This window comes from Desulfonatronospira thiodismutans ASO3-1 (genome assembly GCF_000174435.1).
In the GTDB taxonomy this organism is placed as follows: Bacteria; Desulfobacterota; Desulfovibrionia; order Desulfovibrionales; family Desulfonatronovibrionaceae; genus Desulfonatronospira; species Desulfonatronospira thiodismutans.
The window spans coordinates 643,583-664,173 of the sequence record NZ_ACJN02000003.1 but is presented as its reverse complement, the minus strand read 5'-3'; the positions used below and the strand labels follow the sequence as shown (position 1 = coordinate 664,173).

Sequence of the window (20,591 nt, the reverse complement as noted above, 5' to 3'; positions counted from 1 at the left end):
TATTGCAGGGAAAAAAGGAATTGCAGGAGGACAGGCATGAAAAACTTGAGGTTGGGAGTAAAATTGATGGGCGGCTTCGGCCTGGTGGCCCTGATAGTCCTTGTGGTGGGTTTTTTCGGCTGGCGGGGAGCCAACAATCTCGGAGGGCATGTAGAGGAGATCGGCCAGGTGCGCCTGCCCAGTATCGACAGCCTGCGCCAGGTGGAAAAGGAGTTCGAGACTTTCAGTGTAGCCTTCAGGACCCTTTTAAATCCGAATATTTCCATGGATGAGAGACAAGCCCAGTATGAAAACATCCAGGAGGCCAGAAGTGCTTATCAGCGAGCTTTGGAGGTTTTTGAACCTCTGCCCCAGACAGAACAGGAAGCAGCTATATGGCGGGACTTTGATCCGCAACTTCAGAGATGGGCCGAAGTGAACAATGAGTTTCTGGACATGTCCAGAGAACTGGACGATATAGGTATCCTGAACACCAACCAGTTCGTGGGGCGGCTCCAGGATTTTGAAGGGGATCATTATGCACTTATGGATAATATTGGCCGGTATCTGCTTACAGGAGTTGATTTCGAAGGCGGTGAAGACGCCACGGCCTGTGCCTTTGGACGCTGGATGGCTGATTTTCGCATTGACAACCCGGAAATTACCCAGCTGTTAAGAGATATTACGCCTTATCACAATGCATTTCACGCCAGTGTTGAAGATATCCGGGAAGAAGTGCAGGCTGGTAACGAGCAGGCAGCCATTGACATATATGCAGACCAGATGGTGCCGGCAGCCCAGCAGACTTTTGAATACTTTGAGGAGTTGATCCAGATTGCAGAGTATGCAGACGAGCTTTATGCGGAAATGAATGAACTGGCCATGGTGGACTCGGTTGAGAGACAAAATGCGGTCATGGATATTCTGGATCAGGTGATTTACATCAACGAAAATGTCTCTGGAGAAGCAGTCGAAGCAGCTGAAAACGACGCAGCCAACGCGGTTACTATTGCCCTGGCCGGGATGGGTATCGGGGTCGTTCTGGCCGTTGCCCTGGGCACTCTGCTGACTAAAGCCATAACCGGGCCGGTGGCCAAAGGCGTGGCCTTTTCCGAGCAGATGGCCAAAGGAGATATGACTAAGGATCTGGATGTGCACCAGAAGGACGAGATCGGCATGCTGGCCGACTCCATGCGACGTATGCAGGAAAAGCTCAAGGAAGTGGTGCAGGAAGTAAAGACTTCCGCGGACAACGTGGCCGCCGGCAGCGAGGAGATGAGCTCCTCTTCCGAAGAGATGTCCCAGGGAGCCACGGAACAGGCTTCCAACCTGGAAGAGGTTTCCTCCAACATGGAACAGATGGGCTCCAACATCCAGCAGAATGCGGACAATGCCGCTCAAACTGAAAAGATAGCCCTGCAGGCGGCCAGGGATGCAGAAGATGGTGGACAGCAGGTGCAGGATACAGTACAGGCCATGCGCGATATTGCCGAAAAGATCAGCATCATCGAGGAGATCGCCCGGCAGACCAATCTGTTGGCCCTGAACGCCGCTATTGAAGCGGCCCGGGCCGGCGAGGCAGGCAAGGGCTTTGCAGTGGTGGCGGCTGAAGTGCGCAAGCTGGCCGAAAGAAGCGGTCAGGCGGCCAACGAGATCAGTGGACTGTCTGCTTCCAGTGTTCAGGTGGCTGAAAAAGCCGGTGAAATGCTTAAGAAAATGGTTCCGGATATCCAGAAGACAGCGGATCTGGTGCAGGAGATAAGTGCATCCTCCAAGGAACAGACTTCAGGTGCGGAACAAATAAACAAGGCCATCCAGCAGCTGGACCAGGTGGTGCAGCAGAATGCCTCCTCTTCAGAGGAGCTTTCTTCCACTGCCGAGGAATTGTCCAGCCAGGCCCAGCAGCTTCAGAGCATCATTGGATTCTTCAGGGTGGATGAACATGGAAGCGGCCGGCAAGAAGCCCTGAGGACTGCAAAGTATACCGCGCAGCAGGGCGGGGCTAAGCAGGACGTCCGGAAAAGCAGGATGCAGCTTGGCCAGAACAAAGAACAGCAAGGCGGGCGTTCCAAAAAACGGCTGTCCCTGGACATGGGGGCCGAGGATGCCGAGGACCAGGAGTTTGAAAAATACTAGGCTGCACTCAAGTGATAAGTTGATGGTCAACAGCCAGTGATCTGTTCAGGAGGCCGGTGATCCCGGCGGGAAGCAGAAAAGGGCTGTTGATCATCAGCACTCAAGACAAGGAGCAATTTTATGGACAATGCAAAAGCTGGTCTAAGCAACACCTACCTTACATTTTATCTGGATCAGGACCTGTTCGGGCTGAATATAGATTCAGTGCGTGAGGTCCTGGAATATACCAGTATCACCAAGGTTCCCAGGACTGAAGACTATATGCTGGGGGTGATAAATGTCCGCGGCCATGCAGTCCCAGTGGTGGACCTGCGGGTCAAGTTCGGCCTGGGGCAGGGGGAAAAGACCGTGGACACCTGCATCATTATCGTGGAGCTGTCCATCCATGAGGAATCCAGCATCATGGGGGCCCTGGTGGACGGGGTGCAGGAAGTGCTGGATATCCCCCCGGAGCAGATTGAAAAGGCTCCCAGGCTGGGCAGCAAGATAGACACCCAGTTTATTCGCGGAATAGGCAAGCTGGAGGACAAGTTTGTTATCATCCTGGATATCCAGTCTGTATTCAGCGTTGAGGAGCTTAGCTCCATAACCGAAAAGTCTGATCAGGTATCAGCTGAAAGCGTGGCCTCAGGTACAGGCTGAGCCATATATTGATTGGGGTGGTTTTCTGAAAGGGGGTTTACAAGACGGGACTGCAAAAAGTCTTTTTGCAGTCCCAAGAGGACAGATATCAGAGGACAGATGTCAGAAAAATCAACAAGTTACAAAGTTAACTTTGAAGGCTAAAACCCTTCTTCCAATTTTTTGCAGGTGCATCTTTCAATCTGAAACCGGAAAAGTCATGAACCACAATGACAATCTGAAAAACGGGCAGTGGTCGTTGCCCAGGCCCATGACAGTCCAGGAGTTCAAGAAACTGGGGCATTTTATCCAGACCGAGTTCGGGATCAAGATGCCCCCTTCCAAAAAGACCATGCTGGAGTCCAGACTCAGTAAGAGACTGCGCAGTTTGAATATGACCAACTTTGAGGAGTACCGGGATTATCTGTTCAGCCTGAAGGGACTGGAACTGGAGATGCCGCACCTGGTGGACGCAGTGACCACCAACAAGACGGATTTTTTCCGGGAAGAGCATCATTTTGATATTCTGTATAAAGAGTTGCTGCCGGAGTGGATGGAAAGGTATCCAGAGGGTGGACGGATCATGGCCTGGTGCGCCGGATGTTCCAACGGAAAGGAGCCTTATACTCTGGCTATGGTCCTTAACGAATTCGGAATTGAGCATCCAGTTTTTGACTATAATATTCTGGCCACGGACATCTCCAGGCAGGTGCTCAAGGAGGCCGAAAGGGCGGTATATCCGGTAAAAGATGCTGAAGCCATTCCACCCGTGCTCAGGAAGAAATATCTCCTGCGCAGCAGGGACCGCAACAGGCAGCTCATACGTATTGTGCCGGAACTCAGAAAAAGAGTAGCCTTCAGGGAGATGAATCTTCTCCAGGATATATCCTTCCGGGAGAAGATGGACATCATATTCTGCCGCAACGTGATAATATATTTTGAGCGGCCGGTGCAGGAGGCCCTATTCCGGAAGCTCTGCAAATTTCTGGAGCCTGGAGGCTATCTGTTCATAGGACACTCGGAAACCCTGAACGGCATGGATCTTCCCCTGAAACAAACCAGGCCCACAGTGTACAGAAAAATATGAAACCAGTTATCATGGTGAACAGTTACATAAAATAACAGTTATTTCCAAGCGGGAAACAATGAACAGAAAAATCCGGGTTATGATCGTGGACGACTCCGCTCTGGTGCGGCAGACCCTGGCTGATATCCTGGAATCGGACCCGGAAATCCAGGTAATGGGTACCGCCTCTGATCCTTTTGTTGCCGCCAAGAAGATGGAGGCGGACGTCCCGGATGTCATCACCCTGGATATCGAAATGCCCCGCATGGACGGGCTTACTTTTCTGCGCAAGATCATGGCCCAGCACCCCATGCCGGTGATTATCTGCTCTTCCCTGACGGAGAAAAATTCCGAACTGAGCCTGCAGGCCATGGATGCCGGTGCCACGGAGATAATCACCAAGCCCAGGCTGGGTACCAAGAAGTTTTTTGAAGAATCCAGGGTGCGCATAGTGGATGCGGTCAAGGCGGCCTTTCAGGCGGATCTGTCTGCTAAGCGCAGCAGGCTTCCGGAAAAGCCCAGGCAAATAGAACCCAGGCTGAACGCTGATGCGGTTATCCCCGGTCCGGCCAGGGGCAGGGAGATGTTTCAGACTACGGACAGAGTGGTGGTGGTCGGGGCATCTACCGGAGGGACCGAAGCCTTGAGGGTTTTTCTGGAATCCATGCCCCTGGACTGCCCAGGCATTGTCGTGGTGCAGCATATGCCCGAGCATTTCACCCGGGCCTTTGCCCAGAGGCTGGACTCTTCATGCGTCATAAACGTCAAGGAGGCCGCGGACAGTGACCCGGTGCTTCGGGGCAGGGCGCTCATAGCCCAGGGCAACAGACATCTGCTTTTAAAGCGCAGCGGAGCCAGATACTATGTCCAGATTAAGGACGGCCCTCTGGTCTCCAGACACAGGCCTTCGGTGGACGTGCTTTTCCGCTCTGCCGCCAGATATGCTGGGAAAAACGCAGTGGGAGTGATCATGACCGGGATGGGTTCGGACGGGGCCAGCGGGATGAAGGAGTTGCACGATGCCGGTGCTTTTACCCTGGGGCAGAGCGAAGCCAGTTGCGTGGTCTACGGCATGCCCCAGGAAGCCAGAAAGCTGGGGGCTGTAGATAAGGAGCTGCCTCTGGAGAAGATGGCCCCGCAGGTGCTTAAGGCGTTGAAGTAAAGGGACGCGGAACAGGCGTCATTGTGGTCAGTTTTTTTAAGAAGTATGGAAGTAAGGGCGTATTGGAGTATGGGAGTCAAAATATCTTTCCCCATACTTTCTTCCTGAGGGAGGGGGGGGGGGACGTCTTGTCTGTAATTCTGTCCAGATGGGCAGGATATCAGAAAAAGTTGCCAGCATGTTTGTTTGAAACTTGTGCTAAGCGCCTGAAGTCTAACAGCAAGCAAGGATGATGTTATGCGAATACTTATCGTGGATGACGATTTTATCACCAGGAAGAGCCTGATTAAAATGCTGCAGGCCTACGGAGACTGTGACGAGGCCACCAACGGCCAGGAAGCAGTGGATTCTTTCAATATGGCCTGGGAGGAGAGCAGACCATATGATCTTGTACTCCTGGACATCATGATGCCCTCTTTAGATGGACAGGATGCACTGCAGCAGATCAGGGAATTTGAAAGTTCCAGGGGGATTATGGGCTTCGGCGAGGCCAAGGTGATCATGGTCAGCGCCCTGGATGATCCGCGCAATGTAGTACAGGCCTTTTACGCGGGCGGGGCCAGTTCATACCTGATAAAGCCGGTCCAGGCCCAAAAGCTGTATGAAGAAATGGAAAAACTGGGCTTCGCATCCAGGGCCAAGTAAAAAATTATACAAGTACGAGGTGATTATGCAGGATCATTCAATCCTGCTTGTGGGCCTTGAGACCCTGGACCGGGAAAAGGTGCTGCAGGCCCTTGAAGATGCAGGCTTTGTCAAAAGCCGGGTGCAGGAGGTTCACTCCGGAGAAGAGGCAGTGCGTGTTTTCCGGGAGACGCCCTTTGATCTCGTGCTTGCTGAGCAGTCCATGGAATGGATGTCCGGCCTGGAACTGGCCGGTTTAATCTGCGATGATAAATGGAAAAGGGAGACCAGGGTTGTTCTGCTGGCCGGGGTGGATGACCTGGGACAAAGAGACGTTAAAAAAGCAGCCAGGACCGGTGTCGATGACATCATTTTCAAGCCCTTGAATCACCAGACACTACCAGCCCGCTTGAGCTTTCTGGTCAGCAAAAATGCCCATGCCTCCGGGTGTCAGCTGCATATCTGCAGCACAGCATCCAAGTCCGGGCTTGGATACTGGGAGTACAATTCTTTAACTGGCGGTTTTTTTTATTCCCAGTCCGTGTACGAAATACTGGGATATCCCCGTGGACATGAACCCCTGGACAACTATATCCTGCACACTCACCTGGAGCCCGGGCATATGCAGCAGCTTGAGAAGAAAGTAAGTTCTCTGGCTCCAAAGGAGTGGTTTTCCGGGGACTTCTGCTTCAGGCGAAGGGATAGGGAGGAGCGGTTTTTGAGGATCAGCGGTCAGAAGGACTCCCTGTCAAAGGCGGGCATAGTCAGTGGAGTCCTGCAGGATGTCACCCAGCAGAAGCGAGTGGAAGACAAGCTTATGGAACTTCTGGAGCAGACCTCCATGCAGGCCGAAGCTCTGGAGCAGAGCGGCGAGGGTATAGTTCTCACTGACAGCCGCCTCAATGTTGTCTACGTCAATCCTTTTTTCGATGAAACAAGCGGATTCAGGGCCAGTGAGCTGATTCCCAAGCTCAGGGAACTGATCCCCGGGATAAGCCTGAAAAATAATGGAGTAGCGGATGATGACGGCTGGAAGCGGCCGTGGAGGGAGCAGGTCAATCTCAGGGACAAGTCCGGTTATGTCCGGGAGGTGGAGGTGTCTGTATCTCCGGTAAAAAACAAGAAGACCGGGGAGATAGTAAATTATGTACTCATGATCCGGGATATCACTGAAAGGCAGAATCTGCAGAAGCAGCTGCAACAGGCCCAGAAGATGGAGGCCATAGGTACTCTGGCCGGAGGGATAGCCCATGATTTCAACAATTCCCTCATGGGGATCCAGGGCTTTACCGAACTGGCACTGATGAATATGTCCGATGAAGGCAGGCCCAGGGAGTATCTGCAGAGTTCCCTGCGCACTGTACAGAGGGCCAGGGACCTGGTGCAGCAGATTTTGACCTTCAGCGGTCAGAAAGAAACCACCAAGGCCCCCATGCAGGTCAAGCCGGTTCTAAAGGAGGCCATGAAGCTTCTGGGTGCAACCGTGCCAGTAAACATCCAGCTGAATGTGGATATTGGGGATGATCCCCCCATGGTGGTGGCTGATCCGGTGTGGATACACCAGATAGTCATGAACCTGTGCACCAACGCCCTGCAGGCCATGCCTCGGGGAGGCAACATAGATGTTGGCCTAAAAGGCGCAGACCTGGACGCCACCTGCCAGGAAGCAGGCCATGATCTGCCCCGGGGCAGATACCTGCTGCTGGAGATACAGGATACAGGTTGCGGAATCGAGCCGGAAATGCAGGAGCGAATTTTTGATCCTTTTTTTTCCACCAAGCCCAGGGGCAAGGGCACTGGGCTTGGCCTGTCCGTGGTCCACGGCATTTTACAGGAACTTGCCGGGCGGGTGATGGTGTACAGTACTCCTGGACAGGGCAGTCTTTTCAGGGTGTATATACCTGCAGTGCCGGTTGAGCAGGGTATACCGGCAGAATCGGACAAAGGCAGGGAGCCTTCCGGGGAAGTGGTCCGGGGCAGGGGCAGTATCCTTTTCGTGGACGACCAGGAGGAAATAGTCAATTGGGGAGTGCGTGCTCTGGAAAGCCTGGGATACATGGTCTGCGGTTTTTCCAGCGGAGATCGGGCCTGGGAAGTGTTCAAGGAGCAGCCGGAAGATTATGATCTGCTGGTGACGGACCTGAGTATGCCCGGAACCTCCGGCCAGGAACTGGCCCGGAAGGTCAAGGAACTCCGGCCGGGCCTGCCTGTGATCATGTGTACCGGGCACGCCGGGGCAGACACCCCGGAGAAATCAGCTCTTCAGGTTGATGCCCTCATGCAGAAGCCGTTCAGCATGGGGGAGTTTTCCAGGCTCATACGTTCGCTTCTTCAGGAGGGTTAGAAGGGCGGGGTGTCGGATTGGTCCGACAGGTCTGACAGGTCTGACAGGTCTGACAGGTCCGACGTGTCCGACAGGTCCGACGTATCCGACATGCCCAGAGCCCTCGCTTCCGGATTCCAGGGCGCTGCAGGCTCCCGGACTCCTCCCTGCCTGGACCTGGTCCGGGCTTGATACATGCGCTCGGTGAAGCCGCCTTTTTCCAGAAAATCCTTTTCCAGGCGCTTAAGCTGCCTGCCCAGCAGAAAACTGGCCTGGTGGGCCAGACAGAGCATGATGTTGGCGCAGGTCTCGGCTGGCTTTATGCGCATGGCTGTCAGGGCAGCCAGCAGGGGCTCATCCAGAACCTGCTGCTCCTGGTGCGGGTCTTTGTCCGGGGGTGGAGCGTTTTGCGGGGGCGGGAGTTTACCGGCCAGGCGACGGCGCATGGCCAGGACTATCCTGGAATCCTTGTCCCATATGAGCAGGCTGTTCTGGCGCAGATAGTCTTCGTAGTCCTGGATCAGCTCTCCCAGGCTGGCCCGGGCCACATTGGTCAGCTTCAGTTCAGACTTTTTTGAGGTGCCCGAGGCCAGTGATCCCTCCACGATATTCTGTACAGTGCTTCTGGCGGCCTGCTCCATCTGGTCCCTGGTCCTGGATGTCTTGCGGATAAACCTGCCACAGAAAATTACCGTACCATCATGCACAGTTAGAGATACCGCGAAGCTGCGCAGCTTTTTGAATCCGCCGTGGGCAGGTATGACCATATGCTTACCCATGCCCTGGATATATTCAGATTTTTGCGCCGAAATCAAGCCCAAAAAAGCTGCGGCAAGGGCCAGGTCTGTCTTCACCTGAAGCGTGACTGGGTAAGCAACTGTTGATTTACGAGGCATCTCAGGATAGATAAAGAAAAAGAAATCAGGAGAAGGATAATATCGTTTTATTTTGAACTAAAGGATCTTCCAAGTGACCTGGATCAAGAGATTCTTGATGATTATAAGGTGCAGCTGCAAAAAGTCGAGAAAATGAATAATTCAGAAATCAATAATCTATATAAATATTTGATTTTACTGACATCTGACGTCTGATCTCTGACGTCTGTGACTGCAAAAGTGACTTTCTGCAGTCACATCTTATAAGGGACCCTTTATGAAAGACAGAAACAAGCCGGAGGATGAGCTTCGCCGCAGCGAGGCAAGCCAGAGGATTCTTCTGGACAACATTGCCACCCAGGTCTGGTACCTGGTCAATGAATATACTTATGGGGCGGTGAACAAGGCCCATGCGGATTTTCTGGGCATGCAGGTGCAGGAAGTCTCATATGCCAGTCTGTACGACCTTTTTCCTGTTGACGTGGTGGAAGTTTGCCGGCCCGGCAACAGGGAGGTCTTTGAAACCGGGGAATCCCTGCAGACAGAAGAGTGGGTGCCCGATGCCTCTGGAGAACTGCGTCTTCTGTCCATTAAAAAATCCCCGGGCCTGGACCGCGATGGCCGAGTAAAATACGTGGTCTGCTCGGCCGATGATATAACCGACCAGAGACGTCTGCAGGATTCACTGGCTGAAAGCGAGGATAAATTCCGTCTCCTTGCGGAGAATGCCCCCATGGGAATCGCCCTGCATGAACTGGTTTTGGATAAGCACGGTAACCCGGTGGATTACAGGTACTTAGATGTAAACCAGGGATTTGAAAGGCATACCGGGCTCAAGGCCTCCCAGGTCACAGGCCGGACAGCCGGCCAGGTGTTCGGCAGGCAGCAGGACCCGCCTTTTCTGGATACATATGCCCGGGTGGTCCTTGGCGGCAGGTCAGTAAGCTTCGAAGAAGAAGTAGAGTCCCTGGGCAGGTCATTTCTTATAAATGCCTACAAGGTCGGCCTGAACAGGTTTGCCACGGTGTTTATGGATGTAAGCCAGCGCCGGCAGGCGACTCGTGAGGCCGAAGTCCGCAGGTCGCACTTTGAGTCCATCTTTGAAAATACCAAAGACGCCATGGTCTTTTTCGACACCTCGCACCTGATCTTCAATATAAACAGCCGCTTTACTGCCATGTTCGGCTATACCCTGGAAGAGATCCGGGGAAAGCAGGTAAACCGGGTGGTGGATCCTGAGCGCCTGGCTGACGATTATATTTCCTCCAGCGTACTGGAGGGAGAAAACGTGGAAAAAGAGACCGTGCGCTACTGCAGGGACGGACAGCCTCTGGATGTTCTCATCAAGGGCGGTCCTGTATATGTGGCCGGTGAAATTGTGGGTGGATACTCCATATATTCGGATATCAGCGGGCGTAAGCAGGCCGAGAGAGAACTGACAAAGCAGAACCAGCTCCTGGAGGGTATAATAAACGGCATTCCGGATATCCTGGCCATCCAGTACCCGGATCACAGTATAAAACGCTACAACCAGGCCGGGTACCAGGCCCTGAACAAGTCCCCGGAGCAGGTGGCGGGCAGGAAATGTTTTGAACTCATAGGCCGGGACAGGGAGTGCGAGGTGTGCGCAACCAGGGAGGCCCTCAATACAGGAACCCTGCAGCAGGTGGAAAAATACGTCCCGGAATTGGATGTCTACATGGATTGCCGCAGCAATCCCATATTCAATGAGCAGGGAGAGATACTATATATTATTGAGCAGCTAAGGGATATAACTCAACGTAAAAAAGACGAGATTGAGCTTATAGTAGCCAAGGAGCAGGCCGAGGCGGCCAGCAAGGCCAAGAGCGAATTCCTGGCCAATATGAGTCACGAGATCCGCACCCCCATGGCCGGGATCATGGGGGCACTGGAGATGGTCTCTGCCAGGACCGACGATGAAGAATCCAGAAGACTTATGAAAATGACCCTGGAATCGGCCAGGTCCCTGCAGCAGATCATAAACGATATTCTGGATCTGTCCAAGGTAGAGGCGGGCAAGTTGGAAATCGAGCACCAGGAATTTGATCCGCAGTCTCTTTTCAAAAGGGTCATGGACCTTTATTCCATCCAGGCCGGGGAAAAAAATATAGAGCTGCAACTGGATACGGCACCGGGCATCCCCCGGAGACTGTGCGGGGATCAGTACCGCCTGGAGCAGGTGCTGCGCAACCTGGTGAGCAATGCCGTCAAGTTCACCTCCCAGGGCCGGGTCATTCTCAGGGTCAGGCCTGTGCAGGCCGCATCCGGAAAGGCCCGTCTAAATTTTGAGGTTGAGGACACCGGGGTGGGCATAAAGGAAGATTTTCTGCCCCGCCTGTTCGACAGCTTCACCCAGGCGGACAGCACCTACGGCAAAAAGCACCAGGGAACAGGGCTGGGACTGGCCATATCCAACAGGCTGGTGCAGATGATGGGCGGAGATATTCAGGCTCAGAGCATCCCCGGGGCCGGCAGCATCTTTTCCTTCAGCCTGCCTTTTGCCATACCCGCGGAGCATACTGCAGGGGAAAAGCGCTCTGACACTCAATCAGCCGTCTCCTTTTCCAGGCAGTTGAAGATCCTGGTGGCGGAAGACGTGAAGCTCAACCAGGACTACATCCGTTTTGTCCTGAAACAGAAGGGACACCAGGCCGTTATAGCCGGGAACGGGCTGGAAGCGGTGCAGGCGTTTGTGCCTGGACAGTTCGACCTGGTGCTCATGGATATACAGATGCCCGACATAGATGGACTGGAGACCGCCAGGAGGATCAGGGAGAAGGAAGAGTCCAGTGGGCGGACATCTGATGTGGGACCGCGGGATTCGGGCAGGGTCCCCATTATTGCTTTGACCGCCTATGCCATGCCTGAAGAAAGACAAGAGTTTCTGCAGTCCGGCATGGACGGATATGTTTCCAAGCCCGTAGACCCGGAGGATCTTTTCCGGGAAATAGAGAGCCTTGTATCAGTAAGGGATGAATCCGGCCGGGAAGCACAGAGCTACCAGGTGCAGGAGCAGGATTTTGCCTGCAGCGGTGCAGAAGTCATCAGTACAAAAGACCTTGAACTGCGTTTTGCCGGGGACAGGGAACTCTGGGCCGGCATGTTCCAGCGCTTCATGCAGGAGGAAATGCCGGGGTATATGCAGGAACTGGAGGACCAAAGCGGGTCCGGGGACATGCAGGGCCTGGCCCGGCTGGCTCACAAGTTCAAGGGGGCCCTGGGCACCCTGTGCGCCGAGGCCGCCAGGCAGAGGGCGGAGGCCCTGGATCATGCCGCCAGAAAAAGCGACACAGAAATGGTCCGCCTGGAGCTGGAGGCCCTCAAGGCGGAACTGGAAAGGCTTAAGCAGGAGTTATGACTGCATGTCAGGCCTTTGATATTTATTATTGACCTCACGGAAATATCAGGTACGAAATAACACTGTATCGACACTAATACATGCTTAACTATCGGCATACCGGGAAGCGCAGGATTTTCCCAGAGCATGGCAATTATTTTTGCAATCATTTACCAGTAAGCGCTTTTCATAAAGAACATACCCTTTCTTTATTTTTTTCAACTAACTGTTGAATCAGGAAATCAATATGGAAAATTTTCAATCCGCCAGGATACTTGTTGTTGACGATGATCGCAGCACCCTGGATTTTATCGTATTTCACCTGGAAAATGCTGGTTACCAGGTATTTAAAGCCGATACCGGGCAACAGGCCATGGATATCGTCGGCAGGGAACGCCCTGAAATAATTCTGCTGGATGTGTACCTCCCGGATGAAATAGGACTGGAGCTGTGTTCCAGGATCAAGTCCGAGCCGGCGTTTAACGATCCAAGTGTGCTTATAATGTCTGCCTGGGCTCCCAGGAGTGAAATGGCTGAAACCCTTGCCCGGGGGGCGGACGACTATATTGTCAAGCCCATCAACCCCCAAGAGCTTCTGCCCATGATCAAGGCCCGCATCAAGGCCAGGCAGGCACAGCAGGAACTGCGGCAGCAGGGCAGGGCTTTGCACTTGATCCTGGACAGCATCCAGGAGATGATGCTTTACATGGACAAGGGATACAATATTCTCTGGGCCAACAGGGCTGCTCAGGATAATATAGGTAAGGATTTCGCACAAATATCCGGCAGGACCTGCCATGAAATACTGCACAGCGCTGATACTCCCTGCCAGGACTGTCCTGTCCAGGATACTTTTGTCTCCGGCCGGCCATCCAGCGGCCGGGTGAGTTTTAATGACGGCAGGTACTGGTACAACAACGGCTACCCCATGCAGGATTCAGCAGGGGGCCATGCCGGGGTGGTGCTCATGTCCCTGGACATCACCCAGCAGGAGAAAAGCAGGCAGAAATGCGAGTACATGGCCATGTACGATTCCCTGACCGGACTTGGCAACAGGAACCTGTTCATGGACAGGCTGGAACATGTTCTTTCCCAGGCCAGGCGTTACGGCAATTTTGTCGGCATGCTTTACCTGGATCTTGACGGGTTCAAGGAGATAAACGACAGGCTGGGACATGCAGCAGGTGATGAGGTCCTCGTGGAAACCGCCAGGCGCATCAAGAGTTGTCTAAGGGAATCCGATATTCCGGCCAGGCTTGGAGGGGACGAGTTCGCAGTGATACTGCCCCAGATGAAAAACCCCAGGGAAGCAGAAGAAGTAGCGGGCAAAATTCTGGAAAAGTGGAACCCGCAGTTTGATACCAGCGCTGGAAAGGCTGTGAATATGAACATTAGTGCGGGACTGGCGGCATTCCCGGAACATGGCGATACACTGGACCGCCTGGTGAATACAGCGGACAAGGCCATGTACCAGGCCAAAAAGACAAAAGGCCCGTCATTTGTCTGGGCCGGAGAAATACAATAATTCAACATAACACTATAGCGAAACTTATGGCTGACCTCCGGGGACTGGCTCTCCCCGCACTTATTTTTTCCAATAAAACCAAGATGATTTAATAAAAATAAGTGCGGGGTGCCTGTCCCCAATTGAGATACGATCTTATATTTTATAAGTTTCGCTGTAGTGATAACCTCTGAAAAATACATGCCAAACCCTGGCCTGCAAAAATAACTGCCTGAAAAGGAAGAAGATATGCAAGAAGAAAAGCCGGCACCATGGAATATTGAACCTCTCTTTGTGGGCAGGCAACCGGTGTTCAATGCCAAAAAGAGACTGCAGGGGTATGAACTCTTTTACCGTTCGGATGAAGAGTCCGCCGGGGCCGTGTTCAGCAACCCGGAAGACGCTACCCTGAGTGTGATTCAGGCTTCCTACGTATCCCCTTTTTTGAACATGAAGGGGGAGAAATTCATCATGGTCAACTTTTCCTACGAGGCCATTGTGCACAACGCCCCTTATGCCCTTCCCCCCCAGAATACCATAGTCAAAATCACAGGCCATACCCCGGGTGGCCATGAGCTGGAGCAGGCCCTGGCCGAGCTCAAAAAAGACGGATACCGTATCGCCGTGGACGGAAAGCCAGGGGAGATCAGCAGATGGATGGACCTGGCGGATATTTTCATCCTGGATGCCGGGGTGGCCGGCGAGGGACTGCAGGAGATTGACACAAGCGATGTTGCGGTCATGGCCAAGCGCATAGAGGACGTGGAAACTTTCCAGAAGCTGCAGGAAAAAAATATCAGTTATTTTCAGGGATATTTCTTTAAAAGGCCCGAGACTCTTAAAGGAGCCAACCTGTCCACGCATCAGATCATGCGCCTCAAGATTTTCCAGGTGCTGCAGCAGGAGGAGCCTGATCTGGATGAACTGGCCTCTTTGCTGGAAAAGGAGGTATCCCTGACTTACCGGCTGCTTCGCTACGTCAATTCCGCCAGCTTCGGCATGCTGACCCCCATCAAGACCATCCGGCGGGCACTGACCTATGTGGGTTTTAAAAACCTGAGGACTTTTCTGCAGCTGTGCCTGCTGCGGGACGTCACCCCCCAGAGCAAACCCTCGGAACTTCCCTTTGCCGCCGCCCTGAGGGGGAGGTTTCTGGAGCTTGTGGTTTTTCCCACCAAAGATGAGTGGCCCCAGCCCGATGCCCTTTTCATGCTGGGCCTTCTGTCGCTTCTGGATGCTGTGTTCGACATGCCCATGGAAAACGTGGTCCAGGACCTGCCCATTGACGAGGACATGAAAAAGGCCCTGTGCCGGGAGGAGAGCCTCTATCTTCCCTGGCTTTACCTGGCCATAGCCTTTGAAAAAGGTGACTGGGAAAATGTCGATGCCCTGATATCCCAACTGGGCCTGCACCCCAGGAAAGTGGCCATGTCCTATTCCTGGGCCATGGGCTGGGCCAGGGACTTTTTTGAATACAGCCTGTGATCCGCTGATCCGGAATTATTGAGACCACCTGATGCTCAAGACCTGCACTGCAATAACCATCTTTTTCCTTGTGCTCATGACTTGCGGTGCAGGTCATATCTACGCGGATTCACACCACCTGCCGGGATTTGAAGACCTCTTTGAAAAGCACGGCTCAGTCATGCTGGTAATAGACAGCGACACCGGCTACATTAAAAGGGCCAACCAGGCTGCGCTGGATTTCTACGGCTACAGCGCCCAGGAACTTGGCGACATGAAGATCCAGGACATAAACGTTTTGTCCCACCGTGAAGTACAGGAGGAAATGCGCCGGGCATCCCTTCAGGACAGAAACTATTTCCAGTTTACTCACCAGCTTGCCACCGGGGAAGAAAGGTCCGTGGAGGTTTATTCCTGGCCTTACTCAACTGATGAAGGCAATTACCTTTACTCCATCATCCATGATGTAACCCCCAGGATCGAGGCTGAAAAAGCCCAGCAGTTTTTTTTGTTTCTGGGCATAACAACGGTTCTGGTCGTTATAATCGCCCTGCTCATGAAGTACATATACAGCAGCAGGGCGGCAGCCTCCAGGCTGCAACAAAGCGAGGAGAAACTAAGCGCCATCTTCAAGGCGGCCCGCAACGTGGGCCTGGTGGTGACGGATATGCAGTCCGTGGTCCAGGAGTTCAGCCCGGGTGCGGAAAAGATATTCGGATATTCCAGGGATGAGATCATGGGCAGGTATGTGGGGGTTCTGCACCTTGAGGATGAGTCAAGCAGGTTCCCGGAATACATTGCCCGGCTTTATGAGCAGCAGGAGGGTTTTTCAGTGGAGACCAGGCTGGTGAGAAAATCCGGGGAAATTTTTCCAGCCCTGCTTAACTTTGAACCCTACTGCGATGACAAAGGCCGCATGGTGGGCACTCTCGGGGTTACCCTGGACATAACCGAGAGGAAAAAGGCCGAAGAAGCCCTGAGTAAGAGCGAGGAAATGTTTCGCCAGATGGCGGACAACATGGGCGAAGTCTTCTGGCTGCGCTCCGGAGACAACAGCCGGATGCTCTACGTCAGTCCTTCCTTTGAAAAGGTTTTCGGCAGGAGCCGTCAGGACCTCTACCATGATCCCAACTGTTTTGTGGATATGGTGCACGGGGATGACAGATCTGCCGTTCTGAGGGAGCTGGACAGGGAAGTATCCGGTGATGAAGACGCCTCCTTTAATATGGAATACCGCATTGTCCGCCCTGACGGGGAAATTCGCTGGGTGTGGGCCAGGTCTTTTCCTGTCCGGGATGCTCAGGGGGTTATCATCCGGTATACCGGAATTGCAGTGGACATCACCCGCATCAAGGAGGCTGAAAACGAGTTCAAGGCCCTGTCCCGGGAATACGAGACAGTCTTCAATGGTACCAGCGACGCACTTTTCCTGGTGCAGGTACTGGGGGAAGAAAGCTTCAGGTTTATACGCAACAACCTGACTCATGAGCAGCTCACCGGGCTGACCATGGAAGTCATTCAGGGCAGGACCCCGCAGGATGTCCTGGGCCGGGACCTGGGGGGGCAGGTTTCCAGGAATTATCAGCGATGCGTGCAGGCCAGGGCTCCCATTTCCTACGAGGAAACCCTTGATCTTCCCGGGGGAGAGCGGGTCTGGTTCACCACCCTGACCCCGGTTTTTGAAAACGGAGATATTTCCTATATCGTGGGTTCTGCCCAGGATATCACCGAGCGCAAGAATGCGGAGATAGAACTGTACCAGGCCAAGGAACAGGCCGAGAAAGCCAGCATGGCCAAGAGCGAATTTCTGGCCAATATGAGTCACGAGATACGTACCCCCATATCGGGCATAATCGGTGCTCTGGATATGCTCGCCTCAGAAAGTGCCGACCAGAGTCGTAAAGACCTGGTGGATATGACCCTGGAGTCGGCCAGGTCCCTGGAGCAGATAATCAACGATATCCTGGACCTGTCCAAGGTAGAGGCGGGCAAGCTGGACCTGGTTCACGAAGATTTTTCCCTGAGATCCTTAGTCAGGCGGGTGCTTGGCCTGTATTCCATCCAGGCCCGGAACCAGGGCATTGCGCTCAAGGTGGATGCAGATTCCCGGCTTCCTGAGTATGTCCGCGGGGATGCCCACCGCCTGGAGCAGGTCCTGCGCAACCTGGTAAGCAATGCAGTCAAGTTCACCCAGGCAGGGCATGTGCTCATCCGGGTCAAAGCCATGGACATTGACGAGCACAAGGCAACTGTAGAGTTTCAGGTGGAGGACAGCGGTGAAGGGATTTCCGGGGATTTTTTGCCCAGTCTTTTCGACAGCTTTACCCAGGCGGATATAACCTACGGCAAGAAGCATCAGGGAAGCGGACTGGGTCTGGCCATATCCCAGAGACTGGTTCAGATGATGGGCGGGGAGATCCAGGTGCAAAGCACGCCGGGCCGGGGAAGCGTATTTTCGTTTGCTCTGACCCTGGGGATCAGCAGTGTGGAAGACAAGAAGGCAAAAGAGCTGGAAGACCGGGCCGCCGATGCTGGTATTTCCAGTCCTTTGTCCATCCTGGTGGTGGAGGATGTAGAGCTTAACCGGGAATACATGGGCTATCTCCTGGAAAGCAGGGGACACAGGGTACAGTTCGCCTCCAACGGTGAAGAAGCAGTAAGTGCCTTTGAACCGGGCAGATTCGACCTGATTCTCATGGACATCCAGATGCCCGGCATAGACGGGCTGGAGGCCACCAGGAGAATCAGGAGCATGGAGGGGGAAAGGCTTGGAGAAAGGGGCATGGAGCATGGGGCAAGAGGTGGGACGCCGGATGTCGGGTCCCGGGATTCGGCCAGGGTTCCCATTATCGCCCTGACAGCCTATGCCATGCCCGGAGACAGGGAGAAGTTTCTGGAAGAAGGCATGGACGGGTATGTTTCCAAGCCTGTGGATCCATCAAAGCTTCTGCAGGAGATATCCGGCCTGGCGGTCCCGGGAGGCGGCGGGGTTCTTCAGGGAGATCAGTCCGGGACTCAGGAGCCGGAAACGAAAAAAAGGGACATGGTCCCGGATTTTATAAGCAGGGAAGACCTGGATAAGCGCTATGCCGGGCACGTGGATTTCTGGTCCGGGATGTTTCAGCGGTTTTTGCAGGAAGAACTGCAGCAATACAGGGAGAACCTCCAGGATGCCGTGGACAGGCAGGACATGGATGCAGTCTCCAGCCTGGGGCACAAGCTGAAAGGGGCCCTGGGCACCCTGTGTGTCGCCGGGGCGGCACAAAAGTCCAGTGAGCTGGATCTGGCAGCCAGGGAAAAGGACCTGGAAGGGGTCAGCCGGGCCTGGGAAGAGCTTTTGCAGGAACTGCATAAACTCCTGGAATACCGGGACCAGGGTAATCAGGACTAACTTATCACTACAGCGAAACTTATTTATTCACCTCCGGGGACTGGCTCTCCCCGCACTTATTTTTAAAACCTGTCAACCATCCTTCAGAAAAATAAGTGCGGGGGTGCCTGTCCCCGATTTAGACAGGTTGAAAAGTTTTATACGTTTCGCTGGAGTGTTATTGCGAGCGTACAATGTTTACTGACATGGAAGCAGACCTGAAGTTAAAAGATGTCTCGGTTCTTTGCGTGGAGGACGAAAGTTTTACTCTGGAGTTTTTAACCCAGATGCTTGGGCCCAGGGTAAAAGAGGTCCATCAGGCCAGGGACGGCCAGGAAGGGCTTTACGCATTTTCACGTTTCAATCCCGATATAGTCATCACCGACATTGAAATGCCGCGCATGGACGGCCTGGAAATGGCTGAAGCCATCCGGGAGCAGGATCCGGAAGCGGTGGTCATACTCTCCACTTCCTTTGACAACATAGACAACCTGAAAAAGGCCATAGCCCTGCGTCTGGACGAATTTGTGTCCAAGCCTGTGGCTCCGGCGGAGCTTCTGGAAGTGCTGCAGCGCTGTCTGAGGGTGATCAGCAGGAAAAAAGCAAAGGACCGGCAGCGCAGGACCATGGAGGTTATGCTTGGGGGCATGCCTTTTCCGGTGATGCTTCTGGACACAGAAAATCACAGGGTGGAGATCGCCAACCCGGAAGCAGGCAGGGCCGGATACAGGCAGGGGGCGGCCCTGGAGGGCAGATTTTTCCCCCCTGAGGTACGCCAAGTTATCAAAAGTAAAGGCAATGCTGGTGATTTGATTGAAGCCAGGGAGCAGTCCAGGCTGGAAATATCCTCCGGGGACAAAAACTGGGAGATTTACCTCAAGCCGGTGGCTTCAGGCTGGATGGTCGCAGCCGTCGTGGATGTCACCTGGCGCTGGCACCTGGATCAACTGCGTGAAGACGTTGAGCGCATCACCAGGCACGACATGAAGACACCCTTAAACGGCATTATAGCAATACCGGACCTGCTCCTGGAATCTGACGCACTGGACGATGAAAGCCGGGAACTGGTGCAGTACATAAAAGAATCCGGGCATACCCTGCTGAACATGATAAACCTGTCCCTGGACCTGTACAAGATGGAGCAGGGGACATACCAGCTTGATCCCGGGAAAGTGGATCTCACCCGCGTGCTGCGGCAGGTCTTGAGACAGCTGGAACCCCTGAGCAGGGGAAAAAACATTCAGGTGAGACTTCTGCATCAGGATATGGATGTGCCGGATGATTTCAGCTTCATGGTCTGTGGTGAAGAGATGCTTTGCTACTCCATGTTTTCCAACCTCATTAAAAATGCCCTGGAGGCATCCCCGCAGGGGAAAGAGGTCAGCATCAAGATGCGGCACCAGGCTGGTGAAAGCCTTATAACAATCCACAATCACGGTGAAGTGCCCAGGGAAATAAGGGAGGTCTTTTTTGACAAGCTAAGCACCCACGGCAAGAAATCCGGAACAGGCCTGGGTACCTACTCCGCGGCCCTTATAGCCAGGACCCAGAACGGAAACATTGACATGCAGACTTCAGTAGAGTCCGGCACCACCCTTACTGTACGTCTGCCCCTGTGCCAATAGATGCAAAAGGGTTTTGTCAGCAGTATCTGTTTAGCGCTGTTAAGGAAAGCAGGGGACAGGCACCCCCGCACTTATTTTTCTGAAGGATGATTGACGGCATTTTAAAAATAAGTGCGGGGAGAGCCAGTCCCCATGCTACATGCAAAGCGCTGAAACAGCTACTGTCCGCAAAGATATATGTAAGCAGGATATCTGTTCAGCTTTCCTTAAAAGGGCTGACAGGGACTAAGGCGGGCTATGCCCGCAACCCATTTTTTTCTCGCGCAAAGGCGCGAAGATCGCAAAGTAAGAAATTTATCTTTGCGCGATGCATGGCAAAGTTCAACCGGACCTGCTCCTCAGTATAGATTAAGGGCACGGTGTAAACTCCCCTCCTTAGCCAAGGAGGGGCCGGGGGTGGTTGTATGAGATCCCTTCCTTTTTGCGCCCTTTACGCCTGGCCTGCTACGTTTTTTTATCGTAGTTCCAGTTTTTCTTTTTTTAT

Annotated in this window: 12 protein-coding genes; 11 read left to right on the top strand and 1 reads right to left on the bottom strand. The window is 53.5% G+C overall.

Going from position 1 to position 20,591, the window contains the following annotated elements; genetic code table 11:
• The first annotated feature begins 36 nt into the window (after nt 1-36).
• The 6 genes from DTHIO_RS14910 to DTHIO_RS20040 all read left to right on the top strand — a co-directional run bounded on the left by DTHIO_RS14910 (nt 37) and on the right by DTHIO_RS20040 (nt 7,932).
• Complete coding sequence (locus DTHIO_RS14910) at nt 37-2,115, top strand: HAMP domain-containing methyl-accepting chemotaxis protein (protein ID WP_008871090.1); 2,079 nt, start codon at nt 37-39, stop codon at nt 2,113-2,115.
• Nucleotides 2,116-2,235: 120 nt separating this feature from the next.
• Complete coding sequence (locus DTHIO_RS14905) at nt 2,236-2,757, top strand: chemotaxis protein CheW (protein ID WP_008871089.1); 522 nt, start codon at nt 2,236-2,238, stop codon at nt 2,755-2,757.
• Between the two features lie 199 nt (nt 2,758-2,956).
• The gene (locus DTHIO_RS14900; RefSeq protein WP_008871088.1) at nt 2,957-3,823 is read left to right on the top strand and encodes a CheR family methyltransferase; all 867 of its coding nucleotides are present in this window, start codon (nt 2,957-2,959) and stop codon (nt 3,821-3,823) included.
• A gap of 58 nt (nt 3,824-3,881) precedes the next feature.
• Complete coding sequence (locus tag DTHIO_RS14895; protein WP_008871087.1) at nt 3,882-4,964, top strand: protein-glutamate methylesterase/protein-glutamine glutaminase; 1,083 nt, start codon at nt 3,882-3,884, stop codon at nt 4,962-4,964.
• A gap of 237 nt (nt 4,965-5,201) precedes the next feature.
• Nucleotides 5,202-5,609 (top strand): response regulator, encoded by a 408-nt coding sequence (locus tag DTHIO_RS14885; protein WP_008871086.1) that lies wholly within the window; start codon nt 5,202-5,204, stop codon nt 5,607-5,609.
• A gap of 25 nt (nt 5,610-5,634) precedes the next feature.
• Entirely contained in the window at nt 5,635-7,932 is a 2,298-nt protein-coding gene (locus DTHIO_RS20040) for an ATP-binding response regulator (RefSeq protein ID WP_008871085.1), read from the top strand.
• Here the strand turns inward: DTHIO_RS20040 and DTHIO_RS22740 are convergent.
• Nucleotides 7,929-8,726: a four helix bundle suffix domain-containing protein gene (locus tag DTHIO_RS22740; protein ID WP_279614629.1), complete on the bottom strand. Its 798-nt coding sequence runs from the start codon at nt 8,724-8,726 to the stop codon at nt 7,929-7,931. The two genes, DTHIO_RS20040 and DTHIO_RS22740, sit on opposite strands and share 4 nt — an antisense overlap.
• Nucleotides 8,727-9,063: 337 nt before the next feature.
• Here DTHIO_RS22740 and DTHIO_RS20035 point away from each other — a divergent pair, with 337 nt between their 5' ends.
• The 5 genes from DTHIO_RS20035 (at nt 9,064) to DTHIO_RS20030 (ending at nt 20,107) form a co-directional block, all read left to right on the top strand.
• Nucleotides 9,064-12,165, top strand: a complete 3,102-nt coding sequence (locus DTHIO_RS20035; protein ID WP_008871083.1) for a PAS domain S-box protein — start codon at nt 9,064-9,066, stop codon at nt 12,163-12,165.
• A 226-nt stretch (nt 12,166-12,391) separates the two neighbouring features.
• Nucleotides 12,392-13,669, top strand: a complete 1,278-nt coding sequence (locus DTHIO_RS14865; protein ID WP_008871082.1) for a GGDEF domain-containing response regulator — start codon at nt 12,392-12,394, stop codon at nt 13,667-13,669.
• 228 nt (nt 13,670-13,897) lie between these two features.
• Entirely contained in the window at nt 13,898-15,133 is a 1,236-nt protein-coding gene (locus tag DTHIO_RS14860; protein ID WP_008871081.1) for an EAL and HDOD domain-containing protein, read from the top strand.
• A gap of 31 nt (nt 15,134-15,164) precedes the next feature.
• The gene (locus DTHIO_RS14855; protein WP_008871080.1) at nt 15,165-18,503 is read left to right on the top strand and encodes a PAS domain-containing hybrid sensor histidine kinase/response regulator; all 3,339 of its coding nucleotides are present in this window, start codon (nt 15,165-15,167) and stop codon (nt 18,501-18,503) included.
• Between the two features lie 173 nt (nt 18,504-18,676).
• On the top strand, nt 18,677-20,107 hold the full coding sequence (locus tag DTHIO_RS20030; protein ID WP_008871079.1) for a response regulator: 1,431 nt from the start codon (nt 18,677-18,679) through the stop codon (nt 20,105-20,107).
• The last annotated feature ends 484 nt before the right edge of the window (nt 20,108-20,591 follow it).